This is a genomic window from Janthinobacterium agaricidamnosum (genome assembly GCF_003667705.1).
Classification (GTDB): domain Bacteria; phylum Pseudomonadota; class Gammaproteobacteria; order Burkholderiales; family Burkholderiaceae_D; genus Janthinobacterium.
The window spans coordinates 2,599,905-2,625,546 of the sequence record NZ_CP033019.1; the positions used below are offsets into that span (position 1 = coordinate 2,599,905).

Here is a 25,642-nt window from a genome sequence, read left to right on the forward strand (position 1 = left end):
GGAGATAATGGCTTGGGCGTCAGAATCCTGCTTTAGTTCCAGCGCCAAGTTGTTGAATCTAAAGGGGAAGTGGACATCTGTCCCGTCCATTCCGCCGAAGAAATCAAGGCGAACGCATGTTCGCCTTTTTTTATAGTGATCCACTCATCCCGAATTGGCTGACCATGTTTGAATTTATTCGTACCCATCGACGCTTGATGCAGTTTCTTCTGATGCTGGTCATCGTCCCGTCTTTTGCACTGGTCGGTATCAGCGGCTACCAAAGCTTCGGCGATGGCGCGAACACCATCGCCAAGGTCGGCGACCAGGTCGTTACGCAGCAGCAATATGAAGAAGCGCAACGCCAGCAGATCGACCGCTACCGCCAGATGATGGGCGAGCAGTTCGACCAGAAAATGTTTGACACGCCGGAAGCCCGCAAGAGCATCCTCGACAACCTGATCGCCGAGCGCGCCGTGGCCGCCGAAGTGGGCCGTAGCCGCCTGGTCATCAGCGATGCCGTGCTGCAAAAGGAAGTGCTGGAAATCCCAGGCTTGACCTTGCCGGACGGTAAATTCGACCTGGAACGCTACAAGGCCATGCTGGCCGCCCAAGGCATGTCCCCACAGCAGTACGATGCGCGCCGCCGCAGCGACCTGGCCCTGCAGCAACTGGCGGGCGCCGTGCAAGGTACGGCCTTCGCGCCGAACACCGTCTCCAAGCGCCTGTCCGACATCACCTCGGAAGAGCGTGAAGTGCAGGAACTGCTGTTGCCGATCGCCCAGTACGTGCCGGAAGTCAAAGTGACGGACGCCATGATCAAGGCCTTCTATGACAAGAACAGCAAGTTCTTCGAAATCCCGGAACAAGCCAAGATCGAATACGTCGTGCTCGACGACAGCGCTGCGGGCGAGCAAGTCGACGTCAGCGACGCCGACGTGACTGCCTACTACGCGAAGAACCAGAAAGCCTACACGACGCCAGAGGCGCGCCAGGCCAGCCATATCCTGGTCGCCGTCAAGAAAGATGCATCGGCCGCCGACAAGGCCGCCGCCAAGGCCAAGGCCGAAGCGATCCTGGCGGAAGTACGCAAGGCGCCTGCCAGCTTCGCCGCCGTGGCGAAAGCCAAGTCGGAAGATCCGGCATCCGCCGAACAGGGCGGCGATCTGGGCGTGATCGGCAAGGATGGCTTGCCGGCACCGTTGCTGAGCGCTGTAAGCAAGCTCAAGCAAGGCGAAATCAGCGATGTCGTCGCTTCCGATTTCGGCTACCACATCCTGACGATCACCTCGCTCAAGCCGCAGCACGTGCGTGCGCTGGACGAAGTACGCGGCGAAATCACGGCCGACCTGCGCAAGCAATTTGCTGCCAAGAAATACTCGGAAATGGCGGAAACGTTCACCAACACGGTCTACGAGCAATCGGACAGCCTGAAACCGGTGGCCGACAAGCTGAAGCTGAAAGTGGAAACCGCCGCCAACCTGTCGCGCACGCCGTCGCCGGCACTGGGCAAGGCGCCGTTCAACAACGCCAAGTTCCTCACCGCCATCTTCTCGAACGACTCGCTGAAAGACAAGCGCAACACGGAAGCCGTCACCGTCGCGCCGAACGTGCTGATCGCCGGCCGCGTGGTGGAATTCAAGCCCGCCTCGAAGCGTCCGCTGGCCGAAGTCGAAGCGATGATCCGTCAGCGTGTGACCATGGAAGAAGCGGAAAAGCTGGCCAAGAAAGCGGGCGAGACCAAGCTGGCCGCCTTGAAAGCCTCGGGTGATGCGAGCGGTTTCGGCGCAGCGCAATGGGTGTCGCGCAGCAAGCTCGACGGCATCAACCGCGCCGCCATCGCGCAAGTCATGAAGGCGGACACGAGCAAGCTGCCAGCGTACGTGGGCGTGGACTTGCCAGCCCTGGGCTACGGCATCTACCGCATCGCCAAGGTGCAGCAGCCGGCGCAAGTCGATGCGGCGCGCCGCCAGCAAGAGAAAGACCAGATCAGCGGCATCCTGGCACAACAGGAAATGTTCGACTACGTCGAATACCTGAAAGCCAAGGCCAAGGTGAAGATCGTCAAACCGGTCACCGCGCCAGCGGCCCCAGCGCCAGCGCCGTAAGATTTAGTTTTCACGCATAAAAATAGCCGCTCTTGAGCGGCTATTTTTTTTGTCTGTGAGTCGGGAACTTTATTTAACCCACCGGCGTAAGACTGGGGTCGGACCCTCAGGGGCCGACCCCGGCAGTTCGGCCTTCGGGGTGAAAATTGAGTGAGCTTATGAACCGGCTTACTTCGCCCCCAGCAACGGCGCCAGCCGCGGCCAGATATTTTTCAAAATGGTCGGGTGCGCCTGCGCATTCGGGTGCATGCGGTCGGCCTGGAACAGCTGCGGCTGGTCGGCGATGCCTTCGAACATGAAGGGCACGAGCGGCGCCTTCCATTCCTTGGCCAGCTTGCCGTACACGCCATAAAACTGCTCGCCGTAAGCGCGGCCATAGTTGGGCGGCATGCGCATACCCACCAGCACCACCTGCGCGCCCGATTTTTTTGCCGCTTCGCCCATGGCGCGCAGGTTCGCTTCGGCGGCCGCCACGGGCAAGCCGCGCAAGCCGTCGTTGGCGCCCAGTTCGATCAGCACGACATCGGGCTGGTGCTTGGCCAGCAGCGAGGGCAGGCGCGCGCGGCCGCCGCTGGTGGTCTCGCCGCTGATGCTGGCGTTGACGATGCGCGTGTCGTTCTTTTGCGCTTGCAGCCGCTGTTCCAGCAGCGCCACCCAGCCAGTACCGCGTGCCAGCCCATACTCGGCCGAGAGACTATCGCCGAGCACCAGCAGCGTTTTTGGTGCAGAATAGGCGTTCGTCATGCTCGATACCAGCAGCACGGCTGCCGCAGGAAGCAGGGACAGCGTGCGCCGCCGCAGGCGGTTGCCGCCCTTGACACTTATTTGTTCACGAAATTTTTTAAGATAGATCAGCATGCCCGAATTCCCTAAAGCGACTTCCACCAGTTTTCTCCCGTCCGACGCGGCGGCCCAGCGGCCCGCCGCACTCAACAGTCAAAACAGCCAAAATGCCCGGCCGGCCATCGAAGTGGTCCAGCTGGCCAAGCGCGTACCTGATGCCGATGGTGAGCTGACCATCCTGCATCAAGTCGATTTTACCGTGCAAACGGCGGAGACGCTGGCCATCGTCGGCGCCTCCGGGTCCGGCAAGTCCACCTTGCTGGGCTTGCTGGCCGGGCTGGACACGCCCAGCGACGGCAAGGTGGTGCTCGACGGTACCGATATCTTCGCGCTGGACGAAGACGGCCGCGCCGGTTTTCGCAAGGAAAAGCTCGGTTTCGTGTTTCAGTCCTTCCAGCTGCTGGCCCACCTGACGGCGCTGGAAAACGTCATGCTGCCGCTGGAATTGCGGGGCGACCCCGATGCGAAGGAAAAGGCGCAAGCCATGCTGGGCAGAGTCAACCTGGGCAGCCGCCTGAAACACTATCCGAAATACCTGTCCGGCGGCGAGCAGCAGCGCGTGGCCCTGGCCCGCGCGTTCGTGACGGAGCCGCCGCTGCTGTTTGCCGATGAACCGACGGGCAGCCTGGACGCCGCCACCGGCGAGGCCGTGATCCAGCTGATGTTCGAGTTGAACCGTGAACGGGGTTCGACCTTGGTGCTCGTCACGCACGACAGTTCAATTGCGGCCCGTTGCGGCCGCACCATCACGATTGCGGCGGGCAGGTTGGTGTGATTGCTGGTGGTGATTGTCGGATTACGCGCTGCGCGCTAATCCGACCTACCCGACTTCCGGGCCGTAGGTTGGATTAGCGCAGCGTAATCCAACGCCACCACACCGCATGCCTATGCCGACAAGGCATTGATCAAGCTGCGTATCGCCGGGATCAACTCCCCCGCCGTCAGGCCGATCGGGCCGCTGCCTGCCGCCACCAGCGCATCGGCCGCCGCGCCGTGCAGCCAGACGGCGCCGAGCGCCGCTTCCCATTCCGGCCAGCCCTGGGCCAGCAGGCTGCCGCACAGGCCGGACAGCACGTCGCCCGTGCCGGCCGTCGCCAGGGCGGGGCCGCCCGTGTTGTTGACGACCACCTGGCCATCGGGCGCGGCGATCACCGTGCCCGACCCTTTCAATACGACGATCACGCCCAGCTGCGCCGCCAGCTGGCGCGCCGCGCCCAGGCGGTCGGCCTGCACCTCGGCCACCGTCATGTCGAGCAGCCGGGCCGCTTCCAGCGGATGCGGCGTCAGAATCGTCGCGCCCGCGCCCGTGCGCACGGCCAGCGCCGATTGCAGCTCCGGCTCTGCCGCCATCAGGTTCAGCGCATCGGCATCGAGCAGCAGCGGGCTGTCGCTGTCAATGGCACGCTGCAGCAGTTCCACCGTATCGGCGTCGTCGCCCAGGCCCGGCCCCGCCACCAGCGCGGCAAAGTGCAGGCCGGAGAAATCCACGTCCTGCGCGCGGCGGCACATCAGCTCCGGCTGGCCGCTGTCGAAGGCGGGCGGTGCATCGGGAAAGGCGATATACACTCTTCCCGCGCCCGCATGCAGGGCCGTGCGGGCCGCCAGGATGGGCGCGCCGGCCATGCCTTGCGCGCCCCCGATGACGGCCACGCTGCCGTAGCTGCCCTTGTGCGTATTTTGCCGGCGCGGCTGCAACTGGCGCGCGAACAGGTGCAGGCCGCCCAGCTGGGCCCTGGCTTCCGGCAGCAGGGACGGATCGATGGCCAGCGCCGCCACTTCCACTTCGCCCGCGTAGTCGCGGCCATTCGCCGTGTGCAGGCCCGGCTTGTCGCCGATGAAGGTGAGCGTGTGCGTGGCGCGGATGGCGACGCCGTCGATGGCGCCCGTGTCCGCGTGCAGGCCGCTGGGCACGTCGAGCGCCAGCACGGGGCAATCGAGATTGTTGACCAGCTGCGCCATGTCGCGGCATTCGCCTTCCAGGGGGCGCGACGCGCCGATGCCGAACAGGCCATCGATGACCAGGTGCCACGGCGCGGCGCCCACGGCGGCCGAGGCCATGGACGTCGCCGCATCCATGAAGCGCGCGGCACTGTTGCGGGCGCGGTTCAGGGCCTGTTCGCGTTCGGGCGACGTGGCCGCTGCTTCGGGCGCCAGCCATATCAGCACCTCGGTGCCACTGGCGGCCAGGTGCGCGGCCGCTTCCAGCGCGTCGCCGCCATTGTCGCCGGGGCCGGCCAGCACCAGCACGCGCCGGTGGCCCGCCTCGTCGCCATCCTCCTGGGCGTGCAGCAGCTTCAGGGCGGCGCTGGCGGCGGCCTGGCCCGCGCGCTGCATCAGCAGCCCTTGCGGCAGGTCGCGCAGGGCCGCTTGTTCGATGGCGCGCAGTTCGGCGATGGAGTACAGCGCAAGGGTGCTACCGGCAAAGTCGATCGGGGTCATGGGGTGTTCCGTTAGTCAGCATGCCTTCAACATAAGGCCGAAGCGGGCGAAAGGCAAGGCGCGCACGCCTGAAACGCGTCCCTGTTTGGCGGCTACAATAGCCATCTCACATAAGCACGGGGGCAGGACGATGGACTGGCAATTCTGGATCGACCGGGGCGGCACCTTTACGGACATCGTGGCGCGCCGTCCTGACGGCAGCCTCGCCACGCATAAACTGCTGTCGGAGAATCCGGGCCAGTACCGCGACGCGGCGCTGGCCGGCATGCGCCAGCTGATGGGCCTTGCGTCCGGCGCGCCGCTGCCCGTGGAACAGGTGGGCGCCATCAAGATGGGCACGACGGTGGCGACCAATGCACTGCTCGAACGCAAGGGCGAGCCCACCGTGCTGGCCATCACGCGCGGTTTTCGCGACGCCTTGCGCATCGCCTACCAGAACCGTCCGCAGCTGTTCGCGCGCCAGATCATCCTGCCGGAACTGCTGTACGGCGACGTGATCGAGATCGATGAACGTGTGGGCGCCCATGGCGAGGTGGTGACGCCGCTCGACGAGTCGTCCGCGCGTACGGCGCTGGCACACGCGCATGCGCGTGGCGTGCGCGCCATCGCCATCGTGCTGATGCACGGCTACCGCTACCATGCGCACGAGGCGCGGCTGGCGCAGCTGGCGCGCGATGCCGGTTTTACGCAGGTGTCCGTGTCGCACGAGGTCAGCCCCATGATGAAACTGGTGGCGCGCGGCGACACCACCGTCGTTGACGCCTACCTGTCGCCGATCCTGCGCCGCTACGTCGACCAGCTGGCGATGGAGCTGCCCGGCGTGCACCTGCAATTCATGCAATCGAACGGCGGCTTGACGGATGCGCGCGCCTTCCAGGGCAAGGACAGCATTTTGTCCGGCCCCGCCGGCGGCATCGTCGGCATGGTGCGCGCCAGCGCGCTGGCCGGCTTCGACAAGGTCATCGGCTTCGACATGGGCGGCACGTCCACCGACGTGTCGCATTACGCGGGCGAGTTCGAGCGCGTGTTCGAGACGCAGATCGCCGGCGTGCGCATGCGCGCCCCCATGATGAGCATCCACACGGTGGCGGCGGGCGGCGGCTCCATCCTGCATTTCGACGGCGCCCGCTACAAGGTGGGACCGGACAGCGCGGGCGCCAATCCCGGCCCCGCCAGCTACCGGCGCGGCGGCCCGCTGGCCGTCACCGACTGCAACGTCATGCTGGGCAAGCTGCAGCCCGCCTTCTTCCCCCGCGTCTTCGGCCCCGACGCGAACGAAGCGCTGGACGCGGCCACCGTGCGCGCCCAGTTCGAAGCGCTGGCGCGCACGGTGGACAGCACGCCGGAACAGGTGGCCGAAGGCTATGTCACCATCGCCGTGGGCAATATGGCCAACGCCATCAAGCAGATTTCCGTGCAGCGCGGTCACGACGTCACCGACTATACGCTCACCAGCTTTGGCGGCGCGGGCGGCCAGCACGCCTGCCTCGTGGCCGATGCGCTGGGCATGCGCACGGTCTTCATCCACAGCCTGGCGGGGGTGATGTCGGCCTACGGCATGGGCCTGGCCGACCAGAGCGCCATGCGCGAACGGGCCATCGAGGCGGCCCTGGCCGTGGACCTAGCGCGCCATTTCGAGACCTTGGGCGCGCAGGCGCGCGACGACTTGCTGCGCCAGGGCGTGGAAGGGGAGCGCATCGCGCTCGTGCATCGCGTGCACCTGCGCTACGAAGGCACGGATACGGCCCTCGTCGTGCTGTTCGACACGGCCGCCGGCATGCAGGCGCAGTTCGAAGCGGCCTACAAAAAACGCTTTTCCTTTTTGATGCCGGCGCGCGCCCTGATCGTCGAAGCCATTTCCGTGGAAGCCATCGGCGCGTCCGATGCGCCGGAACCGGCCGCGCCCGCGTATGCGCCCCGTGAAGGCGCTCTGGCGCCCGTGCAGACGGTGGCCATGTACTGCGCCGGCGCCTGGCGCGACAGCGGCCTGTATGGGGCGGACAGCCTGCGTCCCGGCGATACTATCGACGGCCCGGCCATCGTCAGCGACGCCAACGCCACCACCGTCATCGAACCTGGCTGGCGCGCGGAAGTGACGGCGCACGGCCATTTGATCTTGCGCAGAGTCGTCGCCGTGCCGGAGCGTGTCGCCATCGGGACCAATGCCGACCCTGTGATGCTGGAAATTTTCAATAATCAGTTCATGTCGATCGCCGAGCAGATGGGCCTGCGCCTGCAGAATACGGCCCATTCCGTCAACATCAAGGAGCGGCTCGATTTCAGCTGCGCCATCTTCGACGCCCAGGGCCACCTGATCGCCAACGCGCCGCACATGCCCGTGCACCTCGGTTCCATGGGCGAGAGCATCCGCACCGTCATGACGCGCAATGCGGGCGCCATGCGGCCCGGCGACGTCTTCATGCTGAACGACCCGTATCACGGCGGCACGCATTTGCCCGACGTGACGGTGATCTCGCCCGTGTTTGACGAAGCGGGCGAGGCCATCCTGTTCTATGTCGGTTCGCGCGGCCACCATGCCGATATCGGCGGCACCACACCCGGCTCCATGCCGCCCGATTCCACGCGCATCGAGGAAGAGGGCGTCCTGATCGACAATTTCAAGCTGGTCGACGGCGCCACCGGTTTGCTGCGCGAAGCGGAAACCCTGGCCCTGCTGGCGGGCGCCAGCTGGCCGGCGCGCAACCCGCAGCAGAATTTGGCCGATCTGCGCGCCCAGGTGGCGGCCAACCAGAAGGGGGCCGAGGAACTGCATAACATGGTCGCGCATTTCGGCTTGCCTGTCGTGCAAGCCTACATGGGCCACGTGCAGGACAATGCCGAGGAAGCCGTGCGCCGGGTCATCACCACTTTGAAGGATGGCAGCTACGCGCTGGACCTGGATAACGGCGCGCGCATCCAGGTGGCGATCAAGGTGGACGTGGCGCAGCGCAGCGCCGTCCTCGACTTTACGGGGACGTCCGTCCAGCTGCCGAACAATTTCAATGCGCCGTCCGCCGTCTGCATGGCGGCCGTGCTGTACGTGTTCCGCACCCTGGTCGACGACGAGATTCCCCTGAATGCGGGCTGCCTGAAGCCATTGACCGTGATCATTCCGTCCGGCTCCATGCTCAATCCGCAGTATCCGGCCTCCGTTGTGTCGGGCAACGTGGAAACCTCGACCTGCATCACCAACGCCCTGTACGGCGCGCTGGGGGCGATGGCCGCCTCGCAGGGCACGATGAACAATTTCACGTTCGGCAGCGATAAATATCAGTATTACGAGACGATATCGGGCGGCTCGGGCGCCGGTCCCGGCTTCGACGGCACGGACGTGGTGCAGACGAACATGACCAATTCGCGCCTGACGGACCCGGAAATCCTCGAGTGGCGCTTCCCCGTGTGCCTCGACAGCTACGGCATCCGCGCCGGTTCCGGCGGCGCGGGGCGCTGGCACGGCGGCAATGGCGGCGTGCGCCGGGTGCGCTTTCTGGAACCGATGACGGCGGCCATCCTGTCGAACAACCGCATTGTTCCGCCGTTCGGCATGGACGGCGGCGCGCCAGGCGCGCTGGGGAGCAACTACGTCGAGCGCGCGGACGGCATGGTGGAGCAGCTGGCGCATATCGGCAAGACCGCCATGCAGCCTGGCGACGTGTTCGTCATCGAGACGCCGGGCGGCGGCGGTTACGGCAAGACGGAATAGGCCAGGTCAGCACTGGTGCCGCTCAGCTGCGCGCGCACTTGGCCCACGTCGCGCATGGGTGCGCGGCCGAACTGGCGGCTGTATTCTCGGCTGAACTGCGACTCGCTGGCGTAGCCGACCCGGTAGCCGGCCGTGCCCGCGTCGATCTGCTCGACCAGCATCAAACGCCGCGCTTCCTGCAGGCGCAGCAGCTTCTGGTACTGCATCGGCGTCATGGCCGTAATCGTCTTGAAGTGGTGGTGCAGCGAGGACATGCTCATGTTCGCCATGCCGGCCAGGTGCTCGATGCGCAGCGGCTGCGCGTAATGGTGCTTGATCCAGTCGATGGCTTGCGCCACTTGGTGCGACTGGCTGCTGGCCAGCGCCATGTGGCGCAGGCGCGCGCCGACGGGACCGTTCAGCAGGCGGTAGGTCAGTTCGCGGCGGATCAAGGGCGCCAGCGTGGCGATGTCCTCCGGCTTGTCGAGCAGGCGCACGAGGCGCAGCATGGCGTCGAGCAGTTCGGCCGACACGTCGCTGACGGAAATGCCGCGCGTGGCGGGCAGGATTTTCTGCTGCGCCGCGCCGGCTGCGCCGCTGGCGCTTTCGCTGTCGAGCAGCGCGGCCACGTCGGCGATGTCGATGCCCAGCACCACGCACAGGTGCGGCTGCTCCACGCTCGCCTCCACCACGCGCACCTGCACCGGCAAGTCGACGGACGTCAGCAGATACTGCATGCGGCTGTAGTGGAAGGTTTCGCTGCCCAGGGTGACGTCCTTCGCGCCTTGCGCGATGATGGCCACGCTGGGGCGCGCCGCATGGAACAGCGATTCCGTGACGGACGACTGGCGGTGGAAGGTCAGGTTGCCGATGGCCGTCGTGAAGTCGCCCGTGCGCGGCGCGTGGCGGATGATCAGGGCGGCGATTTCATCTTGCGGAGTAAGTGGCGTGGACATGGAGGTCAGTATGCGTGAGGCGAGGGAGGGCAGGGGCTGATCTTACGCAGATTTGGAGGATCGTGCAAAGGTCTTGCAGGATCGCGGTAACGGCGGACGGGCATCTCGGGCACACTTGTGCAATCGCATGCACGGCACGCGTCACCCCTCGCCACACATTACAGATACAGGAGTTTTTATGACCACCATCGCCAAAGGCTACGCCGCACTGGGCCCGACTTCCGCACTGCAACCGTTCACGTTCGAGCGCCGCGCCCCGCGCGAAGACGACGTGGCCATCTCGATCAAATACTGCGGCGTATGCCATTCCGACATCCACCAGGCGCGCGACGAATGGGGCGGCGCCGCCTTCCCCATGGTGCCCGGCCATGAAATCGCCGGCGTCGTCACGGCCGTCGGCGCCAATGTGAGCAAGTTCAAGGTGGGCGACCACGTGGGCGTGGGCTGCTTCGTCGATTCCTGCACTACCTGCAAGACACGCAACGTGGATCTGGAGCAGTACATGCCAGGCCTGATCCAGACCTACAACGGCCTGGAAGCGGACGGCAAGACGGCCACGCAGGGCGGCTACTCGGACAGCATCGTCGTCAAGGAAGGCTATGTGCTGTCGATTCCCGACAACCTGCCGCTGGACGCGGCCGCGCCGCTGCTGTGCGCCGGCATCACCCTGTATTCGCCGCTGAACCACTGGAAGGCCGGCCCCGGCAAGCAGGTCGCCATCCTGGGCATGGGCGGCCTTGGCCACATGGGCGTCAAGATCGCCCACGCCATGGGCGCCGAAGTGACGGTGCTGAGCCAGACCCTGTCGAAGCGCGAAGACGGCCTGCGCCTGGGCGCCGACCATTACTACGCCACCAACGACGCGGAAACGTTCAGCAAGCTGGCCGGCACCTTCGATCTGATCATTTGCACGGTGGGCGCGGCCATCGACTGGAACCAGTACATCAACTTGCTGAAAGTCGATGGCAACATGGTCATCGTCGGCATCCCGGATGGCGCCGTGCCGCCCGTGAACGCCTTCGGCCTGGTGGGCGCGCGCCGCAGCCTGTCCGGCTCCATGATCGGCTCGATCAAGGAAACCCAGGAAATGCTCGATTTCTGCGGCAAGCACAATATCGTGTCCGACATCGAGATCATCCGCATCCAGGATATCAATGAGGCGTTTGAGCGCGTGGTCAAGAGCGACGTCAGGTATCGTTTCGTCATCGATATGGCATCCCTGTAACACCCGGCCCGCCTGTGTTTGTTGGATTACGCGCTTTGCGCTAATCCAACCTACGCCTGTCCAGCGGTCCGGTTCGCCTGATTAGTGCGGTAGGTCGGATTAGCGCGTACGCGCGTAATCGGACAACCCCGCCAGTTCCCCATTCCCGCCCAAAATCAAGCACCCATGTCAATTTTTCTTTCCTTGCATCAAAAATCGGCATAAAATGAAACCGTACAGTACAGTTTCACTACGTAGATTTAAAAAACCAGCCATCCCCGGCGTGCTTGCCTGGGCAGGGGAGGCGTCATGGATAAAAAATGGACACTTCAGTAAATAAAGGAGCGCCGGCGATCCCGGCGGTCTTCAGGGGCAAGCGGCTTGCCCTGACGGTTTTCGGCATCTTTCTTGGATTCTCCGGCCTGGCCCTGGCGGCGGGCGGCATCGAACTCATCACCATTGGCGGTTCCTGGTATTACCTGCCGGCCGGCCTGGGCCTCATCCTCGCCGGCGTGCTATATCTGCGCCGCAAACCGCTGGCCAGTGCCGTCGTCGCCGCGCTGCTCGTCGCGACACTGATCTGGGCCGTGTGGGAAATCGGCTTTGCCTTCTGGCCCATGGTGCCGCGCCTGGCGCCTTTCCTCGTCATCGGCCTGGTGGCCGCCTTGCTGCATCCGTGGCTGGCGGGGCGTTCACACAGTGGCCAGTCGCGCGGTTTCGCTGCCCTGTTTGCCGTCGTGCTGGCGGCCGGTTTCGCCTCGATGTTCAAGCCGCATGGCGTGACGGAGGCCACGGCGCAGCCGCAGCAGGATGCGGTGGCGGCCATCAATGACGGCAGCGCCAACTGGGCGCATTACGGCTATGGACCGTCGGGCACACGCTTCGCGCCGTACACGCAGATCGGCAAGGCCAACGTCGACCAGCTGCAGGTGGCGTGGACCTACCGCTCGGGCGAGCTGGCCGAAGGGGCATCCGAATCGCAAAACACGCCGCTGCAGATCGGCGACACCATTTATACCTGCACGCCGACGAGCAAGGTCATCGCGCTCGACGCGGACACGGGCAAGGAACGCTGGACCTTCGATCCGAAGCCGGCCAACACGAAGACGTGGAACCGCTGCCGCGGCGTGGGCTACTACGAGCCGGTGAAAGTGACAAAGCCGTTCCAGTTCGAGGGCATGCAGGCGGCCAGCGCGCCGGTGGCGGGCGCATGCGCGAAGCGCATCGTGCAGGTGACCATGGATGCGCGCCTGATCGAGATCGACGCGCAGACGGGCAAGCGGTGCGAGGGTTTTGGCGACAAGGGCTCCGTCGACCTCACCGTCGGCCTGGGCAAGGTCAAGATGAACGTGCCGTACTACGCCTATACGTCCGCGCCCACCGTGGCGCGCAACCTGATCATCCTCGGCGGCTGGGTCTTCGATGGCCGCTCGACCGATGAACCGTCGGGCGTCGTGCGCGCCTACAGCGCCGACACGGGGGAGCTGGTGTGGGCGTGGGACCTCGGTAATCCGGCCATCACGAAGCTGCCGCCGGAAGGGCAGACCTACACGCGCAGCACGCCGAATATGTGGTCGGCGCCCGCGTTCGACGATGCGCTGGGCCTGGTCTACCTGCCGACGGGGAACGAGCAGCCGGACTTCTGGGGCGGCAAGCGTCCGCCGCTGACGGAGAAGTATTCGTCGGCCATCGTCGCCCTCGACATGGCCACGGGCCGCGAGCGCTGGACGTATCAAACCGTTCACCACGATATCTGGGATTACGACGTGGCCGCGCAGCCCGCCCTGTACGACGTCCCGGACGGCAAGGGTGGAAAAATACCCGCGCTGGTGCAGCTGACCAAACGGGGCCAGATCTTCATGCTGGACCGCCGCACGGGCAAGCCGATTGCGGACGTGGTGGAAAAACCCGTGCCGCAAGAGCATGCGGCCGGCGACTGGGTATCCAAAACGCAGCCATATTCGACCGGCATGCCGGCCCTCGGCGCGGAAACGCTGACGGAACGCGACATGTGGGGCGCCACCTTCTTCGACCAGCTGGTTTGCCGCATCAGCTTCCGCAAGCTCAATTACCAGGGCGAGTTCACGGCGCCGAGCACAAAAGAGACGCTGATCTACCCGGGCTACTATGGCGGCTTCAACTGGGGCGGCGCTGCCGTCGATGAAGGCAACGGCTATATGTTCGTCAACGATATCCGCATGCCGCAGGTGGTCAGGCTGGTGCCGCGCGAAACGGTGGACGTGGCCAAGCTGACGTCGGGCCACGGCGTGGGCAGCACCTATCCGATGGATGGCACGCCGTTCGTCATCGACCACAAGGCCTTCAATTCGCCGCTGGGCATACCGTGCCAAAGCCCGCCCTGGGGCGTGTTTGCCGCCATTGACCTGAAAACGCGCACGAAAGTGTGGGAGCGCCCGGCCGGCACGGTGCGCGATGCCGTCATTCACGGCGTGCGCGCAAGCCTGCCCATCCCGCTGGGCATGCCGACCCTGGGCGGCGGCGTCAGTACGGCGTCCGGCCTGGTGTTTTATGCGGGCACGCAGGATTACTATTTGCGCGCCATGGATATCGCCACCGGCCGTGAAGTGTGGAAGGCGCGCATGCCCGTCGGTTCGCAAGGCACGCCGATGACGTATGTGTCGCCCAGGTCGGGCCGCCAGTACGTCGTGGTGGTCGCGGGCGGCGCCCGCCAGAGCCCGGACCGGGGGGATTACGTGATAGCATACGCGCTTCCCAAGACACAGTAAGAGTTTGCTTCATGCCCCAGTTGCGCACCGTTCCCGCTTCCCCGAGTACCCGAAGCGAGGAGCGGCGGCGCAAGCTGCTGGCGGCGGCGGCGGGCCTCTTCCTCGCCTCCGGCTACGACGGCGTCAGCATGGACGCCATCGTGGCCGAGGCGGGCGGCTCGAAAGCCACCGCCTACCGCTACTTCGGCAGCAAGCAGGAACTGCTGGTGGCCGTGGTCGAGTACCTGTGCGCCGACTTCATCATCGCGCTGCGCCAGCTCGATACGTCGCAGGCGGGCCTGGAGCAGGGTTTGCAGCTGATCCTCGATGAACTGGTGGCGGTCGTCACCAGCCCCCGCCATGTAGACTTTTATCGCCTCGTCGTCACGGGTGCGGCCGCCGTGCCGGCCGTGGGCCAGACCTGGTACGAGCACGGCCCGCAAGTGTGGCACGCATTGATATTGCGCCTGCTGGAGCAGCAGCGCGCCCAGGGCCGCATCGCGCCCGACACCTCGTTTTCCAATCTGCCGCAGATCCTGTTCGACGCCGTCTTCTCGCACCTGACCACGCGCACCGTAATGCTGGGGCGGGGCGGCGATGCCGCCACGTTCCGGCCCTTGATCGCGGAGCTGATCGAGCTGGTGGTGGCGAGGGTGGAGCGCAGGTAAGCGGCGAAAAGAGACTTGAGCCCATCGGGCAGCATGCTTTAGCCATAGCATCACTCCTGCCAAGAACCCGCCGGTCATCCTGTCGCTGACTGTCGTGTCGCTGACTGCCGTGTACGTCCGCTATCGCCCCAAACCGGAAGTTCAGGAAGCGTCTAAGCGATCATTCAGCCTGTAAATTTAGCCGCGCTCACGCTTTGGGCGGCGAGCTGACAAACTAATCAGTCCAAGCAGCTAACATCATCAAGAATCCAATTTCGGCGACCTTGCTGCCATTCAGAAAGCGAGTCAGGCGAAATGTAAGATGACCAATTCTCGATATATTCGGCGATGGCTGCCGACGTTTGGTCATTAGTACGTTCGAGGTACGACAAAGTCTCATTAAGCCCAGCGCCGATGAAATACCACCCATCTAGCTCACCAATGTCCTGATTAAGGTACTGCGCCCTCCATATATTCACCGTATCGCTTGGCTCTGCGCAGCAGTAAAGCAGAAATGCGCAGTGGTAGATACATTCGGAAAACGCCCCATTGTCCTTCACAGTTCCGTCCCACAGCGCATTCCGGAATGCAATCTCTTCATCGAAGAGACGAAGCAACAATTGCCGGAATTGCTGGGGTTTTCGATCAACGATGAATCCATACATCGCCAATCGGTCATCAGGGTTTCGAAGACGCGCCGCCAAGGTGGGAGGTATTGCGCCAGTTTCCAAGACTTGGATGAGTTCGTGCTGGATGAGCTTCATTGTCAGCTTCCCGGTTGGTTCAGGTGTTCCTTGCGGTGTTCGCTGGAACAAAGTGTTGGGCGAAAATTTTAAGAAAACTTCCACCATGGCTGCGGTGCCGCAGTAGTATTTAAATGTCCGCTGCTGGCCGCCAGCGGCCCACGAGCATAACGAATTATCAAGCGAGAAAAGTCACGCATTGTCACCTCAACGTGAATGGCCGTTTGTGGCGGCGGATTCTATCGGTGGTCGCAGCACCTTGGAGTACGCTAAAGTCAAGCGGCCAGCGCAAGCTTCTGCTTGGGCCAGACGCCAGACGCCATGTCGCGCCGATTCTGATGGCAACTGCATCATCAGCATGCAAAATCGCCGGTCCCATCGAGCGCTCCCGGCAGAAGATGGGCCAGGCTGTTGTCGCCAACTGTGACGTTATCACGCGCAGAAGCAGGCGCTCTGCCGCGGCTGCTCCGGCCGGGGCGATGGACTCGTTCCGCCCCCGGGTCGCGTTGCGCCAGGGGCGAATGATATAGTGGCGGAAATGTATACACTGAAAGAAACTACCATGAAAAACGATGCAAGCACTCGCCCGCCAGCCAGCCAGGCACCTGCCAGGCTCAGCAAAGGGGACTTCGTCACCGCACTGCGCAAGCAGTTGCAAGAAGAAGGAAAGGCCGGCAAGTCCAGCGTGGACGTACGCGCTGCGACCCTGCACACGGACGTTGGCGTGTATCCGGCGCGCGGCCACTCGATGCCGACCTGTTGCACGGTGATGTATGAAGAGATGCAGCCCGGTGACGAGATTCTGCTGACGCCATCCGGCGGCAAGGGACCGACGCTGCTGGTACGGTATAAACTCCCGCGCTGATCGAACCTTGCCCTGCGCCGTGAACAGGTGTTCACGGCACCGCTCTGGCTTGCGGCGGCAAGCGGCGGACATTGGCACAGCAGTTGTTGACCATCCATTTCACATGCGGCTGGCGCTGGCAGCACCATCCATCACTGCGCAAGAATGGCGTTATCGCACCAGAGACTGCTCAGCGGATGTTCAGTGCCGGTACCTTTGAAAACGCTTCCGCGATGAAGTCCATGAACACGATGGCCCGCGTTGGCAGCAGCCTGTTTGCGACATAGACGATTTGAACCGGGACGGGCAGGGCAGTGTGCGCCGTCAGGAGCAGCTGCAAATTGCCATTCCTGAGTCCTTCCTCGAACAGCCACTGCGGCCCATGTCCGATACCGAGTCCCGCATTGACCAGTTCGCGCACGGCCTCGGGTGAGTTTACCCGTACCTTTCCCGATACTGCTACTTCCGTATCGCGGAAGCGCCATGTGGCACCCGACGACAGCAGGGTGTAGATCACGCAATCGTGCCCGCGCAGATCATCGGGCGTGACCGGCACGCCGCGTTTGGCGAGATAGCCCTTGCTGGCGACAAACACGCGCTCGAACAGGCCGATGCGCCGCGCGCGCAGGGCGCTGTCTTCCAGATGGCCGATCCGAATTGCCAGTTCCGCTCCTTCATCGACCAGACCCACATAGCGATCATTGATCTGGAGATCGAGCGCCAGGCCGGGATAGCGCTCCAGGAAGGCGGGGACATGCGGCAACACAAATGCATGCGCCAGAGCGGTCGGACACGCGACGCGCAGCAATCCGGACGGATCGACGTTCTCCCTGAAGGACGATTCGGACTCGTCGACGGCGTCAAGGATGCGCCGCACTTCCGCATAGTAGCGTTCCCCTTCGGGCGTGAGGGCAAGCTTGCGCGTTGAGCGGTGCAGCAGCCGCGTCTGCAGATGCTCTTCCAATGCCGCCACATGACGGCTGACGTTGGGCTGCCCCAGGCCCAGGTCGCGGCCGGCAGCGGAGAAGCTCCCCGTCTCCACAGCGCGCGCGAAGCATGTCATCAAAAGAAACCGGTCCAAAGTTACTCTCCCCGATTCATGCAATTGGAGCATGAATTATATGCAAAGATACGATCTTATCGAATTTCAAGCATGGGCGCATAGTTCTTCCCACGGCAGGTCAGCCAATGCTGGCTGACCCTGAATCACCTACAGGAGAATTTTATGTCCCGCTTGCAAGGAAAACGTACTCTTATCACCGGCGGCACCAGCGGCATCGGCCTCGAAACAGCCAGGCAGTTTCTCGCCGAAGGCGCACGCGTCATCGTCACCGGCGTCACTCCGGAATCGATCGAGAAGGCCAGGAAAGAACTTGGCGCCGAGGTTCTCGTGCTACGCGCCGATTCCGCCAATGTCGCCGCCCAACAGGAGTTGGCGCGCGCCGTCCAGGCGCACTACGGCCAGCTCGATATCGCCTTTCTCAACGCCGGCGTATCCGTCTGGACGCCGATCGAAGCGTGGACGGAGGAAATGTTCGACCGATCGTTCGACATCAACGTCAAGGGTCCCTATTTCCTGATCCAGGCGCTGCTGCCAGTGTTCGCGAACCCCGCATCGGTGGTGCTCAACACATCGGTCAGCGCGCACGTGGGCTCGGCGCATTCATCGGTATATGCCGCAACCAAGGCCGCATTCCTGAACTTGTCGAAAACGCTGTCGGGCGAACTGCTGGCACGCGGCATTCGCGTCAACGCCGTCAGTCCCGGCCCCGTCGAAACGCCGCTGTACGACAAGCTCGGCATCCCGGATGCCTACCGCGATCAACTCAACAAGGACATTGTCGCAACGATTCCGTTCGGCCGCTTCGGCACGCCGGAGGAAGTGGCCAAGGCGGTGTTATACCTCGCTTCCGACGAGTCCCGCTGGACCGTCGGCTCCGAAATCATCGTTGACGGCGGCCGTACGCTTAACGGCTGACGTCACACAACTGCCGAACTATACGGATGCGCCCGCTCCGAATGCGTGAGCGGGCTTCATTTTGAAACAGAGTATTCAAATTGCGCAAACGGCGGCGAAGGGACGGCCCACCTTGTCGAAAGGCTTGTTGTCGATTGACAGGCAGGGCACAGGCAAGAGTCAGGTCGCAATACCATACTTGTGCTGCGTAGCCGCATACTGCTGCTTGAGCGACTCCAGCTGCGGATGCCTGGGGTCGATCTTGCGGATCACCTGCATCTGGTGCTGCGCCTGTTCAGCGAGCGGGGCTTCCCAGCCCAGCATGTTGAGCTGGCGCAGGATGGCCTCGACGGAGGCGAACAGCACGGGCAGGTTGCCCGGCGTCTTGCGCAGGGCCTGGCGCAGCACGAAGACGGCGCCCTTGAGTTCTCCGCTTTCCGCCTTGCTGGCCGCATCCTGCATCAATTCCTGCACCTGGTTCGTGATCTGCTGGCCCATGCCTTGCGCCAGGTCGTGGCGGCCCGCTTTTTCAAAGACGTCGACGGCCGCTTCCATCGTCACGTCGCTGTCGGCTTCGTTGACGAGTTTCATCATGACGTCGGACGCGGCCTGTTCCAGGTTGTTCTTCAGGCAGCTTTGCACGAGGCCCACCTTCAGCTGCGTCGACAGGCCCCGCGCGTCGTCCAGGGCGGCGGCGGCCAGTTGCAGTTCGGTGGCGGCGGCGATGTCGTTGCCCGACAGTTCATGCAGCATGGCGGCCGAGATGGCGCGGCATGCTTCCACGTTGGCGCTGCCCCGCAGGGAGCGCTCCATGTCGCGCAGCACGCCGCTCGCTTGCGGCGCGTCGCCCTTTTTCACCAGCGTTTTTACCAGGTTGACGTGGTCTTCCGGGTCGCGGAATTCGGAGTACTTCGCTTTCGTCACGACCTGCTTGTAGGCCCGTTCGGCCGCGCCGATGTCGCCCGTGTCGAAGGCGATGCCGCCCAGGTGGCGCAAGCGGCGCACCATGTGCGGCGAGATGGCCACCGCGTCCTCGAGGATTTTCTTGGCCTGCAGTTGCTGGCCCATGGCTTCGTGGTTTTGCGCCAGCAAGTCGTAGGCGGCCATGAAGCGGGGATAGGTCTCCACCAGTTCCAGCAGCGCTTCCTGCGCATCCTCGTGGCGCTGCTGTTCGAACAGGGTGCGCGCCAGGCCCAGGTGCGCCCAGGCCATGGGCCGCGTTGCCAGCATGTCGGCGTAGAGCTGTTCCGCTTCCTTCCATTCGTCCAGGCTGATGTGCAGTTCGGCGCGCAGGCGGGCGAAATCGGCCGCCAGGCGCGGGTGCTGCAGTTCGGCCGCGCGGCAGCTTTTCACGGCTTCGCGCAGGTCGCCCTTGTCGATCAGCTGATACGTGGGCAGAAAAACGGCGCGCCGCTCGATGGCGCGCGCGATGCGGCCGCTCAGCACGTCGACGGTGAACGGTTTTAATATGTAGTCGGACGGGGTCAGCTCCGCTGCGCTGATCACCTTGCTGTGGATGGCCTCCGAGGTCAGCATGATGAAGATCGTCCACAGGCCGATCAGCTTATGGTGGCGCAAGTCTTCCAGCAATTGCTGGCCATCCTGGCCATCCGTGCCGCTGCCAAGGTCGTATTCGCACAGGATGATGTCGAACGGTTTCTTCATCAGCAAGCGGATGGCCGTGCCGGCATTGACGGCATATTCCACCTTGGTGATGGCGGCCTGGTTCAGCATATTGTGCAGATTGCCCCGCATGCTGGGGTTCGGGTCGACGATCAGGACAGATAAGTCGCTAGTTTCTGGCATGGTTCAGCTCTCGTTCATCTGTTCGGTCATTTGCGGGAACTCTTCTTATATGTAGCTGCCTGGCAGTATTGTTTTTTATCAGCATACTGCAAAGCCGCCCGACACTGCCAGCAAAATGCATGCAATCGGGTGCCGTGCGCAAGGGCAGGCGCGTGCAGCGCCGTCCGGCGTTGTATTTCATGACACGAGCGCCCCTTGCGACAGTGCGGGCGCCTGTTTTTCCGGCCATTCCCTGACTACCGTGATAGTATTCTAAAATGCAACACCTGTTGCATGCCGCACCACGTCGCGGCAAGGCATGCGCAAGGCTTTAACGGGCGCTTTATCCCTCTCTGGTGTCGATACCCGTCATGCGCGTTCCTGAACTGTCTACCTTGCGGCGCATTGCCGTTCCCCTTGCCTTTGGCGGCAACAGCGAACAGCAGCATACGTATTTTGCGGAATTGCACCGGGTCGGCCTGATCACGCAAGTGATGGGCATCATCGCCTTCAGCCTGGCCTGGCTGCTGATGCCGCCGGCCTACCATCCGAACCTGACGCACGCCGTGCTGGCCTTGCTGGGCATGTTGGCGAGCCTGGCCGTGCGCGCCCGCTGCACCACCTTGCCCGTGCTGACCATGACGGGGGCCTGCGCCGTGCTGGCACTGACCTTCGGCTTGCGCACCATGGCCGATGCTGTCCACCACGCCAGCTTCTGGGTCTTGCCCGTGGGTGTCTTCATGACCCTGGCCATCGCTTCCATCTTCAATGGCGGTCTCAGCTACCTGGCCGTGGTGGCCGGCGTGTGGTGGAACGTGGGCCACGGCCTGTATCCCGTCAACGCTGGCTTGCCCGACCAGCCCTGGGTGCCGTTGATGATCGCCGTCAGCGTGCTGTTCGGGCTGGCGCTGAACGTCAGCTTCAGCTTATTGCGCCTGCGTAACTATCACGCCAAGGTGGAATTGACGCGGCTGGCCTTCCAAGATAGCCTGACGGGCTTGAACAACCGCCGCATGTTCACGCAGCGCGCCCAGCAGATGCACGGTGCGCATCAGGGCGGCATGCTGCATTTCCTGATGATCGACATCGACGATTTCAAGATCATCAACGACCAGCAGGGCCACGACGCGGGCGACGCGGTGCTCATGCGCACGGCCGCCATCATCGCGGACAAGGCGCAAAGCCATCTGTGCGGACGCCTGGGCGGCGAGGAATTCGGCATCGTCTACGCGGGCGACCGCGAGGCCGTGCGCGCCTTCGCCGGCGCCCTGGTCGCCGCCGTCAGCCAGGCTTTCCATGCGGCACAGTTCGTGTCGATCAGCGTGGGCGTGGCCGAGCTGGACCGGGACAAGGAGCTGAGCCACAGTTACCGCCTGGCCGACGAGGCGCTGTACCTGGCCAAGCGCCAGGGGAAGAACCGCTATGTGATTGCCTGATCCTGTTGTTGCAAGTTGGCAAAAACTGCCGGTTTCAGGGGCAAAATGGCCGCAAAGCCATAAGTTCCGGTAATAAAGCAGGGGTAAAACGGGTATAATGCGCGCAAAGGAAATTTGCCGTACGAAAGATATTGTCATACCTACCTTTAACCCGCAGCCACGCTGCATCAACCACCTTCCAATCATGTTGATACTGCCGGGTTCCAATGCCCTGTCCCATTTCCGTAGCCACCGTCTGTTAAGCCAACTGCAAGCCGTCTCGCCTGCGATCGTTGCCGTGCAAGCACGCTATGTCCATTTCATCGATGCCAGCGCGCCCCTCACGGCCGGCGACAGCACGCGCCTTGGCGCCTTGCTGACGTACGGCGAGCCGGCCCAGGCCGACAATACGGAAGGCGCTGCCGAAGAATTCTTCGTCATCCCCCGTTTCGGCACGATTTCGCCGTGGGCTTCGAAAGCCACCGACATCGCGCACAACTGCGGCATGGCGCACATCAAGCGCGTCGAACGCGGCATCGCTTTCCGCATCAACCTGAAATCGGGCATCCTGGGCAGCGCCATCGGCGCCGGCAAACTGACGGACGAGCAAGTACAGGCCGTGGCCGACCTGCTGCACGACCGCATGACGGAATCCGTGCTGCGCAGCGCCGACGACGCCAAGGACTTGTTCCGCACGCTGGAAGCGCGTCCGTTGGAATCGATCGACTTGCTGGGGCAGGGCAAGCGCGCGCTGGAAACGGCGAACACGGAACTGGGTCTGGCGATGTCGGAAGACGAAATCGACTACCTGGATGCCGCCTTCACCAAGGCCGGCCGCAATCCGACGGACGTGGAACTGATGATGTTCGCGCAGGCGAATAGCGAGCATTGCCGCCACAAGATCTTCAACGCCAACTGGACCATCGACGGCGTGGCGCAACCGAAGTCGCTGTTCGGCATGATCAAGAACACGCACGAACTGCAGCCGAAAGGCACCGTCGTCGCCTACAGCGACAACTCGTCCATCATGGAAGGCGCCACGGTCTCGCGCTTCTACCCGCGCGGTGCGAACCACGAATACGCGGCATCGACGGAGCTGACGCACACCCTGATGAAGGTGGAAACGCATAACCACCCGACGGCCATCTCCCCATTCCCTGGCGCCTCCACGGGCGCGGGCGGCGAGATCCGCGACGAAGGCGCGACGGGCCGCGGCGCCAAGCCGAAGGCTGGCTTGACCGGTTTCACCGTGTCGAACCTGTCGCTGCCGGACGCCGTGCGCAGCTGGGAAACGGCCGCTTCCGTGACGGCGCCGCTGGCGGGCCGTACGGATGCAGATCAATACGGCAAACCGGAACGCATCGCGTCGCCGCTGCAGATCATGATCGAAGGCCCGCTGGGCGGCGCCGCGTTCTCGAACGAATTCGGCCGTCCAGTCCTGGGCGGCTACTTCCGCACGTATGAGCAGAACGTCGGCGCAGATAAAGACGCCGTGTTCGGCTACCACAAGCCGATCATGATCGCGGGCGGCATCGGCAATATCTCGGCGCAGCACACGCACAAGAACGACATCCCCGTCGGCAGCCTGCTGGTGCAGCTGGGTGGCCCGGGCATGCGCATCGGCATGGGCGGCAGCGCCGCCTCGTCGATGACCACCGGCAGCAACACGGCCGACCTGGACTTCGATTCCGTCCAGCGCGGCAATCCTGAAATGGAACGCCGCGCCCAGGAAGTCATCAACGCCTGCTGGCAAATGGGCGCGGACAATCCGATCATCTCGATCCACGACGTGGGTGCGGGCGGCTTGTCGAACGCGTTCCCGGAAATCACCAACGACGCCAAGCGCGGCGCGATTTTCGACCTGCGCAAGATCCCGCTGGAAGAATCGGGCATGGCGCCGAAGGAAATCTGGAGCAATGAATCGCAGGAACGCTACGTTCTGGCCATCGCGCCGGAAAGCCTGCCGCTGTTCAAAGCCATGTGCGAACGCGAACGCTGCCTGTTCGCCGCCGTGGGCGTGGCCACCGAAGAACGTCAACTGAAGTTGATCGACCCGGAACTGGGCAACGAACCGGTCGACATGCCGATGGACGTCTTGCTGGGCAAGCCGCCCAAGATGCAGCGCGATGTGGTCCATGTGGCCAACGATTTCCCGGCCATCGACCTGACGGGCATGGACCTGGTGGACGTAGCGCAAAAAGTGCTGCTGCTGCCGACCGTGGCCGACAAATCGTTCCTGATCACCATCGGCGACCGCAGCGTGGGCGGCATGACCGTGCGCGACCAGATGGTGGGACCGTGGCAAGTGCCGGTGGCCGATTGCGCCGTCACCACCATGAGCTTTGAAGGTTATCTGGGCGAAGCGATGGCCATGGGCGAACGCACGCCGCTGGCCGTCATCGACGCGGCAGCTTCCGGCCGCATGGCCGTGGGCGAAGCCGTCACCAACATCGCCGCCGCCGCGATTGCCGACATTTCCGACATCAAGCTGTCCGCCAACTGGATGGCCGCCTGCGGCCAGCCTGGCCAGGACGCGGCCCTGTACGACACGGTGAAAGCCGTCGGCATGGACCTGTGCCCGGCGCTGGGCATCAGCATCCCCGTCGGCAAGGATTCGCTGTCGATGCGCACGACCTGGAAAGACGAGAACACGGGCGCGGCGAAATCCGTCACGTCGCCGGTGTCCCTGATCGTTTCCTCGTTCGCGCCAGTCACGGACGTGCGCAAGTCGCTCACGCCGCAGCTGAAAACGGACCAGGGCGATACGTCCTTGATCCTGATCGACCTCGGTCGCGGCAAGAACCGCCTGGGCGCCTCCGCCCTGGCGCAAGTCATGGGCCAGCTGGGCAATGAAACGCCGGACGTGGACAGCGCGGAAGACCTGAAAGGCTTCTTCGCCGCCGTCCAAAAGCTCAACAGCGACGACAAGCTGCTGGCCTACCATGACCGTTCGGACGGCGGCCTGTACGCCACCCTGACGGAAATGGCCTTCGCCGGTCACACGGGCATGTCCGTCAACCTGGACATGCTGACCATGGAAGGCGAGCATTCGAGCGACTGGGGCGACGCCAAGAACTGGACGGGCCAGGTGGCGGAACGCCGCAACGAGCTGACCCTGCGTGCCTTGTTCAGCGAAGAGCTGGGCGCCGTCATCCAGGTGCGCGCGGAAGAAAAGTCGCTCGTCATGGACGTGCTGCGCACGTTTAATTTGGGCGCCTGCAGCCATATCATCGGTAAATTGAACGACCGCGACGTGATCGAATTCACGCGCGACGCCAAGCTGATTTACACCCAGCCGCGCGCGGACCTGCACCGCCTGTGGAGCGAAACGAGCTGGCGCATCGCCCGCCTGCGCGACAATCCGGCCTGCGCGGACGCCGAATACGACCGCCTGCTGGACGTGCAAGACCCGGGCATGTCGCCTATCGTCACGTTCGACCAGAACGACAACATCGCCGCGCCATTCATCGCCACCGGCGTGCGTCCGCGTGTCGCCATCCTGCGCGAGCAGGGCGTCAACTCGCACATCGAGACGGCCTACGTGATGCACCAGGCAGGCTTCACGGCCGTCGACGTGCACATGAGCGACCTGATTGCGGGCCGCGTGAAACTGGACGACTTCCAGGGCGTCATCGCCGTGGGCGGCTTCTCGTACGGCGACGTGCTGGGCGCGGGCGAAGGCTGGGCAAAAACGATTCTGTTCAACGCCAGCCTGGCAGAACAGTTCGCGCGCTTCTTCAACCGCACGGACAGCTTCGGCCTCGGCATCTGCAACGGCTGCCAGATGATGAGCAACCTGAAATCCATCATCCCCGGCGCCCACGCCTGGCCCAAGTTCACGCGCAACAAGTCGGAGAAATTCGAAGGCCGCTTTGCCATGGTCGAAGTGATGGATTCCCCATCGATCTTCTTCAACGGCATGGCCGGCACCCAAGCCGGCATCGCCATCGCCCACGGCGAAGGCTACGCCGACTTCTCGCAAACGGGCGACATCACCCAGGTCACGAAAGCCATGCGCTTCGTCGACAACAAGGGCGCCGCCACGGAAGCCTACCCGTACAACCCGAACGGCTCGCCGGAAGGCATCACCTCCGTCACCACGCCAGACGGACGCTTTACAGTGTTAATGCCGCACGCGGAGCGCGTGTTCCGCAGCGTCCAGCAGTCGTATCACCCTGAAGCATGGGGCGAGGATTCGCCATGGATGCGCATGTTCAGGAATGCACGGAAGTTTGTGGGGTAATTTAGTTAGCTTTCAGCGCGGCACCTTGGGTCAAGGCGCTGTTGCTGGGTAGGAATGAGAAAGCCGCTGTC

The 25,642-nt window shown here is 63.7% G+C and carries 16 protein-coding genes; 10 read left to right on the forward strand and 6 right to left on the reverse strand.

The features are described from left to right. Positions 1-164 precede the first annotated feature (164 nt). Complete coding sequence (locus D9M09_RS11710; RefSeq protein WP_162995639.1) at positions 165-2,087, forward strand: SurA N-terminal domain-containing protein; 1,923 nt, start codon at positions 165-167, stop codon at positions 2,085-2,087. 168 nt (positions 2,088-2,255) lie between these two features. On the opposite strand, the gene D9M09_RS11715 is transcribed toward D9M09_RS11710, so the two are convergent. Beyond that, positions 2,256-2,945 carry an arylesterase gene (locus D9M09_RS11715; RefSeq protein WP_121669335.1) on the reverse strand — a complete coding sequence of 230 codons (690 nt, stop codon included), beginning with the start codon at positions 2,943-2,945 and terminating at the stop codon, positions 2,256-2,258. Between D9M09_RS11715 and D9M09_RS11720 the strand changes: the two genes are divergently transcribed. Next, positions 2,944-3,705 carry an ABC transporter ATP-binding protein gene (locus tag D9M09_RS11720; RefSeq protein WP_373631156.1) on the forward strand — a complete coding sequence of 254 codons (762 nt, stop codon included), beginning with the start codon at positions 2,944-2,946 and terminating at the stop codon, positions 3,703-3,705. The genes D9M09_RS11715 and D9M09_RS11720 overlap by 2 nt on opposite strands. Positions 3,706-3,815: 110 nt before the next feature. Here the strand turns inward: D9M09_RS11720 and D9M09_RS11725 are convergent, their stop codons facing one another. Further along, positions 3,816-5,369, reverse strand: coding sequence for an NAD(P)H-hydrate dehydratase (locus D9M09_RS11725; protein ID WP_121669336.1), 1,554 nt, complete (start codon positions 5,367-5,369; stop codon positions 3,816-3,818). Between the two features lie 130 nt (positions 5,370-5,499). Between D9M09_RS11725 and D9M09_RS11730 the strand changes: the two genes are divergently transcribed. Next, positions 5,500-9,072, forward strand: coding sequence for a hydantoinase B/oxoprolinase family protein (locus tag D9M09_RS11730; RefSeq protein WP_121669337.1), 3,573 nt, complete (start codon positions 5,500-5,502; stop codon positions 9,070-9,072). On the opposite strand, the gene D9M09_RS11735 is transcribed toward D9M09_RS11730, so the two are convergent. Further along, positions 9,054-10,007: an AraC family transcriptional regulator gene (locus D9M09_RS11735; RefSeq protein WP_121669338.1), complete on the reverse strand. Its 954-nt coding sequence runs from the start codon at positions 10,005-10,007 to the stop codon at positions 9,054-9,056. The genes D9M09_RS11730 and D9M09_RS11735 overlap by 19 nt on opposite strands. Positions 10,008-10,185: 178 nt before the next feature. Between D9M09_RS11735 and D9M09_RS11740 the strand changes: the two genes are divergently transcribed. The 3 genes from D9M09_RS11740 (at position 10,186) to D9M09_RS11750 (ending at position 14,605) form a co-directional block, all read left to right on the forward strand. Next, positions 10,186-11,232: an NAD(P)-dependent alcohol dehydrogenase gene (locus tag D9M09_RS11740; protein ID WP_070218675.1), complete on the forward strand. Its 1,047-nt coding sequence runs from the start codon at positions 10,186-10,188 to the stop codon at positions 11,230-11,232. 299 nt (positions 11,233-11,531) lie between these two features. Continuing rightward, positions 11,532-13,958 carry a membrane-bound PQQ-dependent dehydrogenase, glucose/quinate/shikimate family gene (locus D9M09_RS11745; protein ID WP_121669339.1) on the forward strand — a complete coding sequence of 809 codons (2,427 nt, stop codon included), beginning with the start codon at positions 11,532-11,534 and terminating at the stop codon, positions 13,956-13,958. Between the two features lie 11 nt (positions 13,959-13,969). Next, positions 13,970-14,605 (forward strand): TetR/AcrR family transcriptional regulator, encoded by a 636-nt coding sequence (locus D9M09_RS11750; protein WP_121669340.1) that lies wholly within the window; start codon positions 13,970-13,972, stop codon positions 14,603-14,605. A gap of 218 nt (positions 14,606-14,823) precedes the next feature. Here the strand turns inward: D9M09_RS11750 and D9M09_RS11755 are convergent, their stop codons facing one another. After that, positions 14,824-15,435, reverse strand: a complete 612-nt coding sequence (locus D9M09_RS11755; protein ID WP_139142906.1) for a hypothetical protein — start codon at positions 15,433-15,435, stop codon at positions 14,824-14,826. A gap of 454 nt (positions 15,436-15,889) precedes the next feature. On the opposite strand from D9M09_RS11755, the gene D9M09_RS11760 reads away from it, so the two are divergent. Beyond that, positions 15,890-16,192 carry an HNH endonuclease gene (locus tag D9M09_RS11760; RefSeq protein WP_070310833.1) on the forward strand — a complete coding sequence of 101 codons (303 nt, stop codon included), beginning with the start codon at positions 15,890-15,892 and terminating at the stop codon, positions 16,190-16,192. Positions 16,193-16,361: 169 nt separating this feature from the next. On the opposite strand, the gene D9M09_RS11765 is transcribed toward D9M09_RS11760, so the two are convergent. Beyond that, the gene (locus tag D9M09_RS11765; RefSeq protein WP_240453622.1) at positions 16,362-17,285 is read right to left on the reverse strand and encodes a LysR family transcriptional regulator; all 924 of its coding nucleotides are present in this window, start codon (positions 17,283-17,285) and stop codon (positions 16,362-16,364) included. A gap of 111 nt (positions 17,286-17,396) precedes the next feature. Between D9M09_RS11765 and D9M09_RS11770 the strand changes: the two genes are divergently transcribed. Further along, the gene (locus D9M09_RS11770) at positions 17,397-18,149 is read left to right on the forward strand and encodes an SDR family oxidoreductase (protein WP_121669342.1); all 753 of its coding nucleotides are present in this window, start codon (positions 17,397-17,399) and stop codon (positions 18,147-18,149) included. Positions 18,150-18,308: 159 nt separating this feature from the next. Here D9M09_RS11770 and D9M09_RS11775 read toward each other — a convergent pair whose 3' ends face one another. Beyond that, positions 18,309-19,934: a response regulator gene (locus tag D9M09_RS11775; protein ID WP_070288250.1), complete on the reverse strand. Its 1,626-nt coding sequence runs from the start codon at positions 19,932-19,934 to the stop codon at positions 18,309-18,311. A gap of 350 nt (positions 19,935-20,284) precedes the next feature. Here D9M09_RS11775 and D9M09_RS11780 point away from each other — a divergent pair, with 350 nt between their 5' ends. Together D9M09_RS11780 and purL are read left to right on the forward strand one after the other, a co-directional pair. Continuing rightward, entirely contained in the window at positions 20,285-21,349 is a 1,065-nt protein-coding gene (locus D9M09_RS11780) for a GGDEF domain-containing protein (RefSeq protein ID WP_141749915.1), read from the forward strand. A gap of 184 nt (positions 21,350-21,533) precedes the next feature. Beyond that, positions 21,534-25,571 carry a phosphoribosylformylglycinamidine synthase gene (gene purL, locus D9M09_RS11785; RefSeq protein ID WP_121669343.1) on the forward strand — a complete coding sequence of 1,346 codons (4,038 nt, stop codon included), beginning with the start codon at positions 21,534-21,536 and terminating at the stop codon, positions 25,569-25,571. Positions 25,572-25,642 lie beyond the last annotated feature (71 nt).